At 43.6% G+C, this 16,369-nt stretch carries 11 protein-coding genes and 1 pseudogene; 9 read left to right on the forward strand and 3 right to left on the reverse strand.

Annotated elements, in window-relative coordinates:
• Nucleotides 1-167: 167 nt before the first annotated feature.
• Entirely contained in the window at nt 168-1,097 is a 930-nt protein-coding gene (locus tag MKX63_RS19845; RefSeq protein WP_341019475.1) for an FAD:protein FMN transferase, read from the forward strand.
• On the opposite strand, the gene MKX63_RS19850 is transcribed toward MKX63_RS19845, so the two are convergent.
• Complete coding sequence (locus MKX63_RS19850) at nt 1,060-1,998, reverse strand: LysR family transcriptional regulator (protein ID WP_036691078.1); 939 nt, start codon at nt 1,996-1,998, stop codon at nt 1,060-1,062. The genes MKX63_RS19845 and MKX63_RS19850 overlap by 38 nt on opposite strands.
• Nucleotides 1,999-2,188: 190 nt before the next feature.
• Here MKX63_RS19850 and MKX63_RS19855 point away from each other — a divergent pair, with 190 nt between their 5' ends.
• Together MKX63_RS19855 and MKX63_RS19860 are read left to right on the forward strand one after the other, a co-directional pair.
• Nucleotides 2,189-2,815: an NADPH-dependent FMN reductase gene (locus MKX63_RS19855; protein WP_341019476.1), complete on the forward strand. Its 627-nt coding sequence runs from the start codon at nt 2,189-2,191 to the stop codon at nt 2,813-2,815.
• Nucleotides 2,812-5,250, forward strand: a complete 2,439-nt coding sequence (locus MKX63_RS19860) for a flavocytochrome c (protein WP_341019477.1) — start codon at nt 2,812-2,814, stop codon at nt 5,248-5,250. Before MKX63_RS19855 ends, MKX63_RS19860 begins: the two co-directional genes overlap by 4 nt.
• A 76-nt stretch (nt 5,251-5,326) precedes the next feature.
• Here the strand turns inward: MKX63_RS19860 and MKX63_RS19865 are convergent.
• Nucleotides 5,327-5,602 (reverse strand): annotated as a pseudogene (locus MKX63_RS19865) (transposase); the annotation flags it as partial.
• A gap of 1,261 nt (nt 5,603-6,863) precedes the next feature.
• Between MKX63_RS19865 and MKX63_RS19870 the strand changes: the two are divergent.
• The 5 genes from MKX63_RS19870 to MKX63_RS19890 all read left to right on the forward strand — a co-directional run bounded on the left by MKX63_RS19870 (nt 6,864) and on the right by MKX63_RS19890 (nt 11,826).
• Complete coding sequence (locus MKX63_RS19870) at nt 6,864-8,009, forward strand: ABC transporter ATP-binding protein (RefSeq protein WP_341019478.1); 1,146 nt, start codon at nt 6,864-6,866, stop codon at nt 8,007-8,009.
• 1 nt (nt 8,010) lies between these two features.
• The gene (locus tag MKX63_RS19875; protein WP_341019479.1) at nt 8,011-9,129 is read left to right on the forward strand and encodes a serine hydrolase domain-containing protein; all 1,119 of its coding nucleotides are present in this window, start codon (nt 8,011-8,013) and stop codon (nt 9,127-9,129) included.
• A gap of 142 nt (nt 9,130-9,271) precedes the next feature.
• Nucleotides 9,272-9,538 carry a hypothetical protein gene (locus MKX63_RS19880; RefSeq protein ID WP_341019481.1) on the forward strand — a complete coding sequence of 89 codons (267 nt, stop codon included), beginning with the start codon at nt 9,272-9,274 and terminating at the stop codon, nt 9,536-9,538.
• A 177-nt stretch (nt 9,539-9,715) separates the two neighbouring features.
• The gene (locus MKX63_RS19885; protein WP_341019482.1) at nt 9,716-10,753 is read left to right on the forward strand and encodes a hypothetical protein; all 1,038 of its coding nucleotides are present in this window, start codon (nt 9,716-9,718) and stop codon (nt 10,751-10,753) included.
• Nucleotides 10,754-10,761: 8 nt separating this feature from the next.
• A complete protein-coding gene (locus MKX63_RS19890; RefSeq protein ID WP_341019483.1) occupies nt 10,762-11,826 on the forward strand; it encodes a hypothetical protein in 1,065 nt (354 codons plus the stop codon).
• A 92-nt stretch (nt 11,827-11,918) separates the two neighbouring features.
• On the opposite strand, the gene MKX63_RS19895 is transcribed toward MKX63_RS19890, so the two are convergent.
• Nucleotides 11,919-15,044, reverse strand: coding sequence for an amidase family protein (locus tag MKX63_RS19895; RefSeq protein ID WP_341019486.1), 3,126 nt, complete (start codon nt 15,042-15,044; stop codon nt 11,919-11,921).
• A gap of 270 nt (nt 15,045-15,314) precedes the next feature.
• Here MKX63_RS19895 and MKX63_RS19900 point away from each other — a divergent pair, with 270 nt between their 5' ends.
• The gene (locus tag MKX63_RS19900; RefSeq protein ID WP_341019489.1) at nt 15,315-15,959 is read left to right on the forward strand and encodes a hypothetical protein; all 645 of its coding nucleotides are present in this window, start codon (nt 15,315-15,317) and stop codon (nt 15,957-15,959) included.
• Nucleotides 15,960-16,369: the final 410 nt, after the last annotated feature.

A 16,369-nucleotide genomic window follows, 5' to 3' on the forward strand; every position in this document is an offset into this window, starting at 1 on the left:
GAAATTTTGCTATAAAAGCTACTCTGTCGTAGGCAAGCTAAATCGTACAATGTGCCATTCCTTAAACATGCCAAAAGCCCTTCTTGCCCATTTCGATCGCTTATGCTAACTGTAAGCATTCACGACTCAACTCATCTCCACTATCTCATTAACAAAGGATGCTCACTATGGAAAAGAAAATGATACAGCTCATGGGAACGGTTATTACGATGGCCGTTCATCATCAGAATGCAGCGGCGCTCTTGGCGGATGCGGAGCAGCAGCTGATTGACTACGAGCAGCGCTTCAGTGCGAATAATCCGAGCTCGGCGCTCATGCAGATTAATAACCAAGCCGGGAAGAGTCCCGTAATTGTCGATACGGATCTGTTCGAGCTGATTGCAATCGGGAAGAGGGAGAGTCTCGTAGCAGATAGTCTGCTGAACATCGCGATTGGTCCCTTAGTCAAGGCGTGGAAGATCGGGTTTGCAGGGGCGCAGCATCCTCCGGAAGCAGTCATTGCGGAGTGTCGGCAGCTTATCGATCCCCATCATATTCAATTGGATGAGGAACGGAAGACTGTTTTCCTGGAAAAGGAAAGGATGGAGGTTGATCTGGGTGCGCTGGCCAAAGGGTACTTTGCAGATCGAATTGTGGAGGTGTTCAAGCGTCAGGGGGCGAGCGCAGGGTTCATCGATCTAGGTGGGAATGTGCTGACTTTTGGTGAGAACCCGGCGTCTGAAGACGGGTTATGGCGGGTCGGGATTCAGAATCCACAGCTACCGCGAGGAAATTATGCGTTGGTCTTGAAATTGAAGAACCAATCCATTGTGACTTCTGGCGTGTATGAGCGGAAGTTGGAGGTTGCGGGCCGGAAGTACCATCATATTTTTGACGGACAAACGGGGTACCCGGTACAGAGCGATGTAGCAAGCTTGACAATTGTATCGGAGCAGTCATTGGAGGGAGAGATTGGGTCTACCCGTCTATTTGGCAAGCGTGCGGCCGAGATCATTCGTACGCTGAATTCGACCGCTGAGATTGAGGGTATCGTGATCACGGAACATAACGAGCTGGCTGTTACGGATGCTCTGCGTGCATACATGGAACATCTGTAGTAAAGAGTGCGATCAAATCTTGTTCCACCGAAGATAGAGGTTTGTTTTTGGAATAGGCAATAAAATAATCGAGCGACAACAAATCCAGTGATAAGGGCAACAAGCGGTAGCCCTGAGGGACTTCCGACATGCAGATACTATAGGGGACGAATGCGATACCAACGCCTTTCTTGGCTAACTCCAGCGTGGTGAAAATATTCGTGCTTTCTAATATAACAGTTGGCTTGATCTTAAACTTCTGAAATAGGTGATCAAGCTGCCGGCGAATTGAAGAACCTTTTTTGGTCAGCACAAGGGGACTCTGCAGTAGCAGCTTCAGATTGGCATGGCTCTCCTCTAACGTCTTCGGATTAATGTCATACAACGGGGAGTCCTCTGTCACCACCGCATAGTAACCGTGAGGCCCCCATGAGACAACATTCAGATTGGGCGAGAGGGTCTCTGGATTTTGTCCGATAAAAAAATCCAGTTCATGGTTCAACACGCGGATTTCATTGACCTCGGAGTAATCCTCTTGAATCTCGATCTTAATAGACGGGTAATTTTTCATGAAATCGGGCAAAAACAAAGGCAATAAATACGAACCTAAGCTGGACAAGATACCGAGCTTGATCGTCTGGGTGTCTCTTATGGAATAGTGAGCGATTCGTTTGTGGAATTGTTCCTGTGCCATTTCGAGGGACATCAGATACTGATAGTACAGCTTGCCTGCCTCAGTTAGTTGCAAGGGAGAGGTCTGTCGATTCAAAATTTCTGTGCCGATTTCATGCTCGATTCGCTTGATAAGCTGCGTGAGGTAAGGTTGCGAAACATACAGGTCCTTGGCGGCCTTAGTATAGCTTCCGTGCTTGAGAATCGCGTCAAGATAATGAAGGATATTGGAAGAATCAATCGTAGTCATAAGGATCACCTGCTCTCATCAAAGATGGTATAAGAGAACTGTTATAGAACGATAAGAAAATGGATATTTCACAAATGTATTTTTTCATACTAAAATTTATTTGTAAAGGTAAGTGACCAAGTCAAAAGGAATTCGTAGAAATCCGTTTTATATTGTGCAATTATTCACAAAGTAAGAGAGGAAGAAAATTATGAAACTAATCGGTATTGTCGGAACGAACTCGAATACTTCGACGAATCGCAAGCTGTTGCAATTTATGCGTAAGCATTTTTCCAGCCAGGCGGAGATTGAGATCTGCGAGATTAAGCACCTCCCTGCTTTTGATGAACCGGAAGATCGTCAGGCGCCCACTGAAGTACAAGCCTTATGCGAGCAGATTGCGGCAGCGGATGGCGTCATTATCTCGACCCCGGAATACGATCATACCATCCCGGCGGCGCTAAAGAGCGCCATAGAATGGATCTCGTATACCACCCGTCCTTTGATTAACAAACCAGTTCTGATCGTGGGTGCTTCCCACGGTTTGCTTGGTACATCTCGCGCCCAGATGCATCTACGTCAGATTCTGGATGCTCCAGAGCTTAAGGCTCGCGTTCTGCCGAGCTCGGAATTTTTGTTGGGACATTCACTTGCCGCTTTTGACGAGTCAGGTGATCTGGTCTACGCCAATAAGGTTCAGGAGCTGGAGGAGATTTTTCAAGAGTTCCAGTTGTTCGTGAAGATTAACCAGCAGTTGGTTAAAGAGAACCTCTTCAAGACAGAGCAAAGCAAAGCATTTAGCTGGGAATCGGCAATCTGGGGAGGCGAACGGGCATGAAATTTGTCGGAATTGTAGGAACCAACGCGTCGAAGTCTTATAATCGGAAGCTACTGGAATTTATGAAGTCTCATTTTAGCGAAAAAGTGGACATTGATATTTTGGAACTGAAGGGTGTCCCGATGTTTAATGAGTCGGACGATCAATCGCAGAGTCCGATTATTCAGAACTTTAATACGAAGATTACGGAAGCGGATGGCGTCATTATCGCTACACCGGAGCATAATCACTCGGTCCCCTCCGCGCTGAAAAGTATTCTGGAATGGTTGTCTTGGAACCTTCACCCGTTCGATGGCAAACCGGTCATGGTTGTAGGTGCGGCGTATGATGTGCAGGGGTCCTCCCGGGCACAACTACATCTGCGTCAGATTCTAGATGCACCCGGTGTCAATGCTAGCGTGATGCCTGGCTCGGAGTTCCTGTTGGGCCGTGCGAATGAAGCCTTTGATGAAGCGGGGAAGATCAAGTCGGAGCGGACGGTTGATTTCTTGGAGAGCTGCTTCCATCGCTTTATGCGTTTTGCCAAGATCGCTAATCTGCTGAATGTCCCTGAAGACGTTAGCTTTGAACCGGGAACCTATGAGGTAAAGGCGGTCGGACACAACGGTGATCTGCCGATGATCGTTGAGATGAGTTCGACTCGTATAGAGAAGATCGACATCGATACAGCGGGCGAATCACAGGGGATTGCGGATGTGGTATTTACCCGGATTCCGAGTCAGATCATCGAAGGACAGACGCTGAACGTGGATATTTTGTCCGGCGCATCTGTCACTAGCAATGGGGTCATCGACGGAGTAGCGAAGGCGGTCAAGATGGCAGGCGCCAACCCGGATGTATTAAAAAAACGGCCAAAAGCCCAGAGTGCGATCAATCACGGCGACGAAGAGTATACAGCGGACGTTGTGGTCGTTGGTGCGGGTGGTGCGGGACTCGCAGCAGCAGCCAGCGTGCTTCAGCAGGGAAAGAAGGTTATCATCGTGGAGAAGTTCCCAGCCATAGGTGGTAATACGGTACGAACAGGTGGTCCAATGAACGCTGCCGATCCAGAGTGGCAACGTAAATTTGCGGCGATTCCGGGTGAAGGTCATACGATTGAAGAGCTGGCAGCAACCCCGGAAGAACAGGTAGATGCCGAGTATCTGGCGGACTTCCGTATCTTCAAACATCAGGTGGCTGATTATCTCCGCGATACGAAAGAGGGCAAAGAATTCTTGTTCGACTCCGCGATCTTCCACCGGATGCAGACCTATTTCGGCGGCAAACGCAGCGACCTTCAGGGGTATTCCATTTACGGGCAATATGATTTGGTTAAGGTATTAACCGATCAGGCGCTAGCCTCCGTTAAATGGTTGGAGGAACTGGGTGTCGAATTTGACTATAACGAAGTGACCATGCCGGTAGGAGCGTTGTGGCGCCGTGGACATAAACCAGTGAAGCATGAAGGCTATGCCTTCGTAGCGGCTTTAGAGCAATTTGTCCGTGCACAGGGTGGTCAGATCCTCACCGATACTCCGGTGAAGCGACTGATTATCGAAGCAGACGGCCGAGTTAGCGGCGTAATTGGTACCGGAGTAGCCGGGCAAACGGTAACGGTTCATGCGCCGGCCGTGGTGCTGGCTTCCGGTGGCTTTGGGGCCAATACGCAGATGCTGAAGCAGTACAATACGTACTGGAGCGAGATCGATGACGACATCAAGACCTCGAATTCTCCGGCGATTACCGGCGATGGTATTCTGCTGGGACAAAGTGCGGGCGCTGATCTGGTCGGCATGGGCTTCTCGCAGATGATGCCAGTGTCCGATCCGCAGACGGGCGCCTTGTTTAGCGGGTTGCAAGTGCCGCCTCAGAACTTTGTCATGGTCAATCAGCAGGGCAAACGTTTCGTCAACGAATATGGTAGCCGCGATCAGTTGTCGATAGCAGCAATCAATAACGGAGGCCTGTTCTATCTGATTGCGGATGACAAGATCAAGGAGACGGCCTATAACACAAATCAAGCGAAGATCGATAAGCAGGTGGAGCGAGGCACGCTATTCAGAGCGGACACACTGGAGGAACTGGCCCAGCAAATTCATATCGATCCGACTACGCTAGTGGATACGATCGCGATGTACAACTCTTACGTTGATCAGGGACATGATCCGGAATTTGGTAAAAATGCGTTCGATCTTAAGGTTGCAGTTGCTCCGTTCTATGCGACACCTCGTAAGCCAGCTGTTCACCATACGATGGGCGGACTCAAGATTGATACACAGACGCATGTTCTTCGCGAATCTGGCCAGATCATCCCGGGGTTGTACGCAGCCGGTGAGGTGGCAGGCGGTATCCATGCCGGTAACCGTCTGGGTGGTAACTCGCTCACCGACATTTTCACATTCGGTCGAATTGCCGGACGGACAGCTGTTAAGGAGCAGGCTGTTTTGTGGAGCTGACTCATAAGTAGACTTACTACGAAGATAACAGCTCATCTTGATTCTAAATGTTGTTAAAAAGGCAGCGATTCTCTTGTTATTGGAGGATCGCTGCCTTGCGTTTTTGGTCCGCTGTGGCTTGCTTCAACACATGGGCGAGCGAAAGCCACCCGACCTCAAGGGTCACTTTGGACAGCCCTCGAAGCAGAAAATACCGGAATCCCCGGTTATTTTTCAGTTGCCCAAACACACTTTCTGGCTCAATCATTCGGCGGACGGCTAAGGTATACCCTTCCTCGCTTCGAAGCAGTTCCCGTGCCTGGTGTTGGTATCTTAGTCGTTCCAGACTAACGACCACCTCTCGGTTTCCTTTTTATATTCGATAAACAGAATGTCTCTTTTTTTCGATAAAATTAAAGAATAAAATCAAAGGCTGGTGGTCTTCCTCAGCCCGATACGACTTTATTGGCAGATGAAATTCAGGCTAAATGCAGTTGATTTACTTGTTAAATAGATGTAAAATCAAAAAGTAGCAATATATGGGAATAAAATGCTTTTTATTCTAGCGGTTTCCAAGCATTGAAGAGCGGGAGGGCTGTATTTCGCAAAACCGTTGGTCAACACTACGGGACGATTTTTTATGAAAATGGGGGATATTATGAGTAATGTAAAAAAAGAAAAAGTTATATTACAAGTTAAGTATCCAATCATTACATCTTATACGTCCGATGCACACATGCTGGCAATACTCAGTAATTATTCATATACGGAAGGGTGGATATTTAATAATTTCGTTAATTTATGGGGAGAAGAGCCTTCATATGATAATCATTTTTCAATGTTAAGATTTCACTCTTGGTCAATTAGAAGAGTGTGTCCTTATTTTAAAATAAATTATTTTGACAAGGCTTTTTTTGATTCAGATATAGTTGAATTTATTATTTCAAAAATTGATTCAGGTCATTATGTTACTATAAAATATGATCAATATTATATTCCAAATTCAATAAACTATAATGAGTACCATTCTGAACATGAAATGTTGATTTATGGTTATGATCGGTTAAAGGAGATGTTTTTGGTTGCAGATTTCTTCAAAGATGGCAAATATTCATTTGAAACTACACCATTTAACTGTGTTGAAAGTGCAATAGTAAGTGTATTAGATTTAGAAATATTCTCATGTAATGAATTAGAATTCTACGACGCAAATTATAAATTTAATAATTATTTTTTGTATAATTCACTAAATAACTTTCTATATTCTCTAAATACAGCGGCAGAAGGCGAAAATGTCATTATTGCGGATTATGAATTAGAACCAATACAACAAGGTCGGTATATATTTGGTATCAAAACTTACGGCCTATTGAAGCAAACATTATCGAAAGTATTGCATAATGAAATGGAATTCAATGACATTAGGCCATTGCATGTAATCTCTGATCATAAGCTAATGATGTGTGAACGTTTAAAGTATTTAGCAAATGCAGGTGTAATAGAAGCTAATGATTATATTATAGATGAATATTTGACCATAAAGAATATAAGCTTAACTAATCGAAATCTTTATTTGAAATTTTTGCCTGGTCTTTTCCTTTTTTGGAGTCATATTATCGTGGTTGTACAGCCGGATGTCGCAAGGGGTTCATGCAACGGCAAGCCGATTGCAGCAGCATATGGGGAATATGACGGAGAAAATGACCGATACAATCAATGGAGCCAGCACCATAAAAATGTACCAGATGAAAAAATGGATGGTCCGGGAATACTCGGAGAATAACCGGATGGCTACTAGTGCAGCTCTGGATAATAATTTCAGATATGCGTTGTTGGACAGCACAAATTATATATTTAGCTGGATTGTCCAAGTCTCTCTTATAGTTATCGGCTGCTTACTTCTATTGGATGGGAAATCACAGCTTGGAGAACTGCTGGCTATTGGACAACTGCTTTACGGAGTCAACTTTATGCTGAATAATATCGGCAGATTTATGATGGATTTTAAGGCATCTGAACCGGCAGTAGACCGGGTGCTGGAATTAATGGAAGAGCGCACGGAGAAGAGTGGCACTGAAGTAGCGGATGGAACCGGCAGTCTTCACCAGACGGTGAATGAAAAAAGAGGCATAAAACTGGATGATGTAGTCTTCACACACAGAAACGGTAACAAAGTGCTGGATCAAGCGAGTCTGTCTGTTGAGCAAGGAGAGCTTGCCGCATTGATTGGACCCAGTGGAGAGGGCAAGAGTACTGTAATAAAATTGCTGATGGGTTTCTATGAACCATTGAAGGGTGATATTTCTGTCGCAGGACAACGGCTAGCGCAGTCCGATTTAGAGCTCTGGAGAAGCAATATCGCATATGTACCGCAGAACAGCTTTTTGTTTGAAGGGAGTATTGCAGAGAATATCCGATTCGGCAAACCAGAGGCCAGTGATGAAGAAATCGCCGCTGCCGCTGAAAGCGCGTGTGCTCATGAGTTCATTATGGAGCTGCCGGAAGGATACAGCACGATAATCAGTGAAAACAGCACTAACTTATCCGGAGGGCAAAGGCAGCGGATTGCTCTCGCCAGAGCCTTCATTAAAAAGGCGCCTGTACTGCTATTGGATGAAGCTACCTCGGCGCTGGATTTCGAGACGGAGAAACGAATTATCCAATCGCTGAACAAGTTGATGGGCAAGCAAACTGTACTGATGATTTCACATCGTCCTACAGCATATACCGGATTCTCACATGTTTTCACATTAAGGCAAGGCAAACTGGAGAGATTATAGGATGAAGGCGGCTAATAAAGAAGCTCTGAAGGAAAGTATTGCAGTACTAATGAAAAAGAATAAAATTCCTGGTGTGGCACTCGCTCTTTGGCACAATGGCAAAAGGGTGCATTTAGAGGGATATGGCTTCACAGATCATCAAAGGCGTATGGCAACCGGAGTGAATTCTGTGTTTCAGTTGGGTTCCATCTCGAAAACCTTGACGGCCTGGGGAGTTATGAAATTGGTTGAAGAAAAAATTCTGGATTTGGAGGCTCCGGTCGATACTTATTTGCATAAATGGAAGCTGCCCTCATCCAGCTTTGATCACAGTAAAATCACCCTTCAGTCACTCTTGAGCCATACGGGCGGGATGAATATCTCCGGTTATCCGGAGGTTCAGGTGAATACTGATTTGCTGCGTACACGGACTTTTGAACGGGAGAATGGACTTAAAGTTATTTATGAGCCTCAACAGGGCTTTAAATATTCTGGTGGCGGATATAGCTTAGTGCAGCATGTTATTGAGGAAGTAACAGGAATGAAGTTTGATAATTATATGAAGAAGAACGTTTTTGAACCCTTAGGAATGCAGGAGAGCACATTTCTCATTACCGAACGGGTAGAGCCCAGAATATCGCAAGCATTCGGCGCATATGGATTCGTTATGCCGAAAAGGTATTATGCAGAGCATGCTGCTGCCGGTATGTACAGCTCGATTAACGATCTCTCCAGGTTTTTAGGCGCTCATATGAAGGACACGGATACCTCGGGCTTTTTATCTCCGGAGTCTCAAACCAAACTGCGGACAAGAATTTTCCGCAAAGTTAATTATGGCTTGGGGTATCATATAGTAACCTTTCCGCAAAATAGGAAAATGCTTTTTCATCACGGAACCAATATCGGATTCAACAGCTCTTTTGCGGTCTTTCCAGAGCAGGGAGCTGGAATAGCCCTGTTGACAAACAGTGTAAATGGAAGCCATATAATCAACCGGTTACTGCATGAATGGGTTCTGGACATTGTGGGAGAGAATATTAACAGTTATCCCCAAGGTATAAAAATGAAGGAACAGAGCAAGATAAGAAATGCCATACAAATATTGTGCTACGATCGAAAAGGACTTCATTTGACTCGATAGCAGCCCAATATGCTATAAAAATTGTAAATATAAAATTTTAAATTAAAGAAACTAAATGTAACAAATCCTAAAACTTGACATCGACTGGGGGAATTTGGTATAGTTAGATGTAAATATTTTCATCTTGAGAGGAGTAATTTGTTTGGCAAAAACAACAAGGGGTAAGGGACTTTTGAAGGTGCCTTCCAGAGGTCGCGGTGTATGCCCGGTATGTCTTTCAACAAGAATTAAAGTTCTATATACTGTGAGTAATTCAGAAGGTAAGCAACTTAAAGTATGTAAAAATTGTAAAGGTGCGACCGCTGAAAGAATTGCTAAAGCAGTTGACACTAAAACATTGGCATTCCGAAGACACCATGAAAAAGAGTTTTTTAAGATCAAGGAAAGCCTTGTATCTAGTGGAAAATAAGACTTTTATTTGAACTGCAAGTGCATCACATTGTCTGATCCTCTGTGGATCAATAAATTCTGAAGAGGATCAGATACAACAATCTAACTAATTTACATCTACATATGATTTTATGATGAGTCATCCGGCATTCGGTTGGCTTTTTTTTGATGCTAAATAACTATGGAGGTCCACAATATGAAGCTGCTCCCTCTTGTTCATTCGAGAATAGATTCCTTGCCCCACCATTCATATATAATGTCAATTTTAGAAGTTGGTAACCCCATAGAATGGATTATATTGGATAGGTACTTTCAATTGAAAATTGACGAATACAAAAATGAGGTTGTCGTACTTGACTATTGCGAAGATGATTTTTTATCTTTTTCACAATTGAAAGAGAGCAGTTATTTACTTAAAAGAAATGAGATGAGTGAAAACATTATAGATTTTGTAATAAAAAATATTGAAAAGGGATTTTATATTTTTCTACATGTTGATGAGTTCTATCTTCCATTTACTTCATCTTATATGAAGCGGAAGTTCGGACATGGAGTTATGATACATGGTTATAATGAGGAGGATTGTACTTTTAATATAGCAGGCTATGACCATAATAATAAACTATCGTTTAACTTGATAAGTTATTCTCAATTGAGTGAATCTTATGATAAATTATCAGATTATTTCGAGCATAATGATGATGAATATCTCAAAAAAATATTCATGTTAAAACCTAATTCAGTTGAACATTCTTTAAATAAGGATTTATTGATTTGTCTGATTAATGAATATACAACTTCGATAAACACACAAAAGAATTTTGTTAAGGATTATTATTCGAATTGTGATACTTATTTTGGCATATCAATATACCGTGTACTAATAAAGTATTATCAATTAGCGATTCAAAACGACAATATACAGTTATTGACGAAAAACTTATATGTCTTGCTTGAACACAAAAGAATTATGAAAACTCGTGTGGAATCTATCCTGGGAAATATAGGAGAAGAACAGACAAGAATAATTAATTGTTTGAAAATTATAATAAATGATTTGCAAATTGCAGTTAACTTAAATATGAGATTGCAATTAACTAATGATAAAAAAAATATAACTAAAATTATTGAAATTCTTGAGCGGGTATATTTAATGGAATTAGATTATTTAGACAGGTTCTTGCAGCTTATCGAAGTTGAATCGAGTCCTGGGAATCAAAAGGATCTACCATAATTAAAGAGGTGAAAAATGTGTCTCAGGCTAGTAAATTACTTCCGTATAACTCTCTATGGTTAGACTGTGTCAAAAATAATCTGATGTCAATTCTTATCAGCTACAATGATTCTTTAAGCACATTACCCTTCACATTTAAGTCTCAATATTGGAAAAAACTTACTTTACAAAAATTCGATTCTCAGGAAACTTACAAGAGCTTATTAGAACAAGGATTATTTTTACCTAAGGTTGTATATACCAATGAGATTTTATACTCCTTTTTTGATATTACAGAGATTGATATTACGTCATCTGATATAGACAGTCTTAATGAACTAATTCGGGATACATTATCTCAGCAGAAGTTTATTTTCTTAAGTATTGATCGTTTCTTTTATCCCGATGGGAGGGAGTCCAATAAAATCCACTTTATCCATCCGATTTTTATTCATAATATTTCTGATATGTATGAATTAGATAATAATTACGAAGCAATTGAAGATTGTTTATCACCTGGTCAAATGCATTACTATAATATTAACTTTGAAGTTATTTATAGATCGACTAAGTACTTAATTGATTCAGGACAAAATGTACGCTTTATGACTGTATCTTTGAATGAACAAAAGGTTAATGATTATAAAACAGATTATTCTAAATCTATCTTATTGGATATTAGGAATAATATAGCGAGGGATGAGATTGTATATAATGGCGAGGTTGATCTGTACTACCAATTAGGTATAAGTGCATTGGAAGATTATTTTAATGAATTTGAAGAGATAACCTCCACATGGAATGATGAAAGCATATTTGCGCTTAGAACAACATCTTTCATACAAAATCATAAAAAAAATGAGTCGATTTTCAATCATTTATATGCTTCTGAAGGTTATAGTAATAAGAGTATATTAGAGCTTGCAGAACTTTGCAGGAATTTGAGTAACGAATGGGAAGTATTCAAAAACTCTACTCTCAAATGCAGGCTGAAGAAAAACAGCAATAATATATCTATACTTAAAGAAAATCTTCAAAGGATCATCCTCTTAGAACGTGAAAGCATTAAAAATATGCGTTTTGTAATTGTATAAGAATTAAGCGAATAGGGTTCACCACAGTTTTTTAGATCAAATTAAAGGCCACCCCGAAAGGGATGGCCTTTAATTTACACTTTTAACTCCCCTTACTTCCCACTCTCCAGCAATCTCGCCACCATGGTAGCGAACTCTGCCCGGGTAATGTCTTTTGCAGGCTTAAAGGTACTGTCTTCGTAGCCTGTAATAATTTTATTGGATGCCAGTGCATCAATAGAGTTATAATACCAGGCCTCTTTGCTAACATCTTTGAACGATGTGCTTCCGGTACCTGTCAACTTAAATGCTCTGGTAATTAGTGTTGCTAATTCACTGCGGCTAATCTTCGCGTTCGGGCGGAAGGTGCCATCGCTGTATCCGTTCATCAGGCCGGCACTGGCTGCTGCACCGATATACTTATTGGCCCAATGTGCCCCAGATACATCTGTGAAGCTGCTTGCTTGTCCGTCAAGTCCCATGTGCGTTGTAATGACCTTAATGGCTTCGGCACGGGTTAGACCTGTATTCGGACGGAAGGTGCCATCGGCATAACCCGTTAATAATCCTTTGGAGATCAGCAGGTCAATGCTTGCCTTTGCCCAATGATTCAGTGTATCGGTGAAGCTGACCACTTCCGGCGCAGGTGTTGGTGCTGTTGTTTCTGCTGGTGCCGGTGTTGCTGTAGGAGCCGGTGTAGCAGTAGGTGTTGGTGTAGGCGTTGCCGTTACCGGTGGAGTAACGGTACCTCCTCCAGGACTTGGGTTGCTTGGTCCATTATCTGTTGGATCAGGAGTAGTAGGGGTTGGGACGTATGGCAGTGCTGGAGCAAAAGCGGTAAGCAGTCTGGCTTGACTTTGCTGCTCAAGCGCATAGCCCATACCCAGAACTTTGGCATCGTCCCACGCTCTGCCCACAAGCTGCATGGAGATCGAATATCCGCTGTCGTTCGTTCCTACAGGAACCACTACCGTAGGGAGACCGACATTCGATGTTAATACGCCTGTGCCCCGGTCCGAACTTAACTGAGAGGCTGATGCGTCATTGTTGTATACGTCACTGATGAAGCCTGCATACACAATGGCATCCACGCCATTCTGGTCCATCCAGCCTTTGATCACTTCTTTATAGTCTGTTCTATACTTGATGTAATCCTGTACAGCCTGTTCTGTCATCCGCGTAGGTACAGTATATCCTCTCTGATTATAGATAAGCACCTTATCTGAAGCTAGTACACTTGCTCCGTCTGCGTAAGGGAAGGCTTTATGAAGCTCAATGTAACGTGCCCAGCCTTCGGTAGAGCCGTTAATGCCCTGAGGACGGGTAGGGGCTGCTGGCATTGTTGACATCTCCACCATTGTTGCGCCTGCGGCCTGAAGCTCTGAGAACTTATTCATTACCGCTTGTCCGGTATCGTCATCTGCGTAGCTGGAGACGAAGGATGATGGGATGTATCCGATTTTCTTTCCTTTCAATGCCCCGGCATCCAGCGATTCCTTCCAGTTCTCCGGACGTTTATGATCTGCATCAGCAGTTACGGTGAAAATATCCTGCGGGTCCGTACCCGTTGTAGCGTTCAGCATAATGGCCAGGTCTGTTACGGTTTTGGCGATAGGCCCCGCATAATCCTGTCCCCAAGTGAGTGGCAGCACACCTGTCGTACTCGCCATGCCGTCTGTTCCGCGGAAGCTCTTTAAGCTGGCGCCTGTCGTAGGTGCATAGAGAGATACCCCTGTCTGCGATCCCATAGCTGCCGCTGCGAAATCAGCTGCAACCGATACTGCTGATCCGCCGCTGGAGCCAAAAGAGGTTTTGGATGGATAGAGCGCATTCCATGTCTGCATCCAGCCGCTTTCACTGAAGCTTCCGCTGTTCGCGAACTCCGAAGTATTCACTTTGCCAATAATGACAGCGCCGGCTTCCCGCAGCTTATTCACCTGGAAGGCATCCGATTCCGGCCGCCAGCCTTCAAGTGCTTTACTGCCGCCTGTAGTCGGCATGTCTTTGGTGTCATAGATATCTTTTATCGCAATAGGAATTCCCAGCAGATCGCCCTTAGCGCCTTGTGCACGGGCATCGTCAGCCGCTTTGGCTTGGGCCAGCGCAGTTTCGGACACATGAAGGAAGGCATGGAAGCCGAGTTGGCCCATATCGTACGCCTTGATTCGATCCAGATACGCTTGCGTTATTTGAACAGAAGTCGTTGTACCGCTAATCATATCCTGCTGCATCTGTGCAATGGATTTATTCACAACATCGTAGGGGGAGGAAGTGATGAAGCTTTGTGCTGCAGGAGCCTCTGGAATGAACAGGTGATCTCCAGTATTAAGTCCCTCTATACCTGAGATATCCCAGTTGCTGATGGAGCGGATCTGTGCAGGGGTTAAGCCGTACACATCCAGCTGCTGATTAAATCCATTAAGCGTGGCAATCAGGTTGTTCAGTCCAGCTTCTCCAGCTTCTCCAACTTGCACAAAATTCACCAGGGATTTCGACTGGCCTGGTTCAAGACTCAAGGTATTAATGAAGCCATAGAAATTCGCCTCATTACCGGACTTGGCGAGAGGTGTAGTGAATGGATTCTGCTGCTGATTCCCGAGAGCCGTTAATCCATTATTAAATGGATGTGGAGACCCGACTGCAATTCCCAGAGGTTTATTGTTTCTGGCACTGCTATCGACCACAATCCATGAATCGTCTGTCGTCACATCTAGATCATTGGAGTAGGTTGCCTTGACGACTGAAGCATTAGCCGCTGTACCATAGCCTAAGGAGCCGCCGAAGGAGACATCTACTTTTACAGCTATATCATTTTTATTGGTGAAAGTATCAAAGAATCTGGTTCTATTATTGATAGTGTCCACATACACATCACGGGTAACGGTGACATTTCCGAGGTTTACAGATTGAGAGGAAGTGAATCGGTTAACACCATCGTACTTGAGGTCAAAGCCGCGCATCATTTGTCCATTCATCAGGGAAGCTGTAGGCGAGGATACTTTAACAAAAATATTACCGAAGCCTTGTAGCTGTGTAGCGCCAACAGTACGCAAGCTTCCAGTGTCCAAGCTGGGAGCGAAAGCATCGTGAATCTCCCATACGGTGCCACTAGATGAAGTAACCCTCGTTAAAGCATCAGCGGTTTGAAACGGAATGACTCCCGAAGCAATAACAGATAATGCAATGGAAGTAGCTATAACTTGCCTCTTGGTTCTGCGCAGACGTTTTAACTTACTCATGTAGGCAATCTCCCTTTCCTCTATGTATATTATTAATTGTGTTAAGAAATATAACATCGTATATTAATTCAGTCAATAAATAATATGAAATTAAAGTATTTTTAGAGATTTTAACAAGAGGAAGTTGCTATATATATTATAATTGATAATAAATTAGTGATTTTATGTCAAGTTAATTAACATTTTGAGTTATATATATATTCTGCTGAAAGATTATGGAATGTGATACAATATTTCAAATGGGATTTTTGCACGCAAAGGAGATTTATAATGAAACGCCATCGCTGGAGCATTGCTGTTTATTTCATGCTGTTCTTGTTTGTCTTATTCGTATTATTCAATGACTATTCACCCATCCTGATTGTAGTAGGCGCTGTGGTGGCTACGCTCATTGTTTTTACAATCCGATTCTATTATCCGGCAGTTTTGGACAAGCGTGTGGACCATGTGGAGTCCTTTTTACGCAGCCAGAAAAACAATCCTGCATTGTATATTCAGTATGTTCTTGCGAACCGGCTTGAGGATGAAGCGGCAACGGTCATGGAGAAGCTGATGAGCAAGCATAAACAGGTGGCGGTACAGGCAACGTACAAGGCGGCTTACGGATGGTACCGCAAAGACATGGCTGCTGTTCAGGAAGCCGTCCCGCATATCCGTCATGCCGATTACCGGGCGTACTATGAAGCGGCTCTGTTGCTGGAGGGCGGGGAAAGCGCTAAGGCGCGGGAACATTTGAGTTCAATCCGGAAGCCGTGGATGAGATCAGTAGTGCTTGCAGAAATTGAACGGAAAGCCGGCAACAATGAGCTTGCGGTCAAGTATGCCAGGGAAGCAGTTGAGGCTTCGAGAGGCGTCCAGCGTTATGCGTTATATAAGGAGTACGAAAGAACGTTACCGCAAGCGGTTGAAGCCTAGTAGCTTATCAGATTTAAAATAGTGGAGCAGACGCAATTCACCTTTAAATTGCATCTTTTTCCAAGCGGGCGTTGTTCTTCAGGGGTGTTTGGCTTAGCGTAACGGACTGAGGGGCTCTTATCCGGGAAGAAAGTCGTCACTTGGGCGATTAACGGACCGCAAGGACCTTATCCGTGGAATTCAGCTCCAAAACGTCTCGCAGAAAGACGATAAGGTCGCCTGAGTCCGTTACGCTGCAAAAGATGGCGTTCTCCTGGGAATAAGGTCTCTTCGGTCCGTTAGATTTTTTGGGATGATAGGGTTTTATTACACAAGCCCCTGAGTTTCACAAGCTTATTCAACCTTTTAAATCTGATGCTTCACTAGTCTAAAAAAACGGGTATCATCCTCATTTAAGGATGATACCCGCT

The sequence above is a fragment of the Paenibacillus sp. FSL R7-0179 genome, from assembly GCF_038002265.1.
In the GTDB taxonomy this organism is placed as follows: domain Bacteria; phylum Bacillota; class Bacilli; order Paenibacillales; family Paenibacillaceae; genus Paenibacillus_AQ.

Excerpts from the sequence above, each read along its gene's own strand:
- MKX63_RS19845 (WP_341019475.1), top strand. The coding sequence starts at position 168 with ATGGAAAAGAAAATGATACAGCTCATGGGAACGGTTATTACGATGGCC.
- MKX63_RS19850 (WP_036691078.1), bottom strand. The coding sequence starts at position 1,998 with ATGACTACGATTGATTCTTCCAATATCCTTCATTATCTTGACGCGATT.
- MKX63_RS19855 (WP_341019476.1), top strand. The coding sequence starts at position 2,189 with ATGAAACTAATCGGTATTGTCGGAACGAACTCGAATACTTCGACGAAT.
- MKX63_RS19860 (WP_341019477.1), top strand. The coding sequence starts at position 2,812 with ATGAAATTTGTCGGAATTGTAGGAACCAACGCGTCGAAGTCTTATAAT.
- MKX63_RS19870 (WP_341019478.1), top strand. The coding sequence starts at position 6,864 with ATGTCGCAAGGGGTTCATGCAACGGCAAGCCGATTGCAGCAGCATATG.
- MKX63_RS19875 (WP_341019479.1), top strand. The coding sequence starts at position 8,011 with ATGAAGGCGGCTAATAAAGAAGCTCTGAAGGAAAGTATTGCAGTACTA.
- MKX63_RS19885 (WP_341019482.1), top strand. The coding sequence starts at position 9,716 with ATGAAGCTGCTCCCTCTTGTTCATTCGAGAATAGATTCCTTGCCCCAC.
- MKX63_RS19895 (WP_341019486.1), bottom strand. The coding sequence starts at position 15,044 with ATGAGTAAGTTAAAACGTCTGCGCAGAACCAAGAGGCAAGTTATAGCT.
- MKX63_RS19900 (WP_341019489.1), top strand. The coding sequence starts at position 15,315 with ATGAAACGCCATCGCTGGAGCATTGCTGTTTATTTCATGCTGTTCTTG.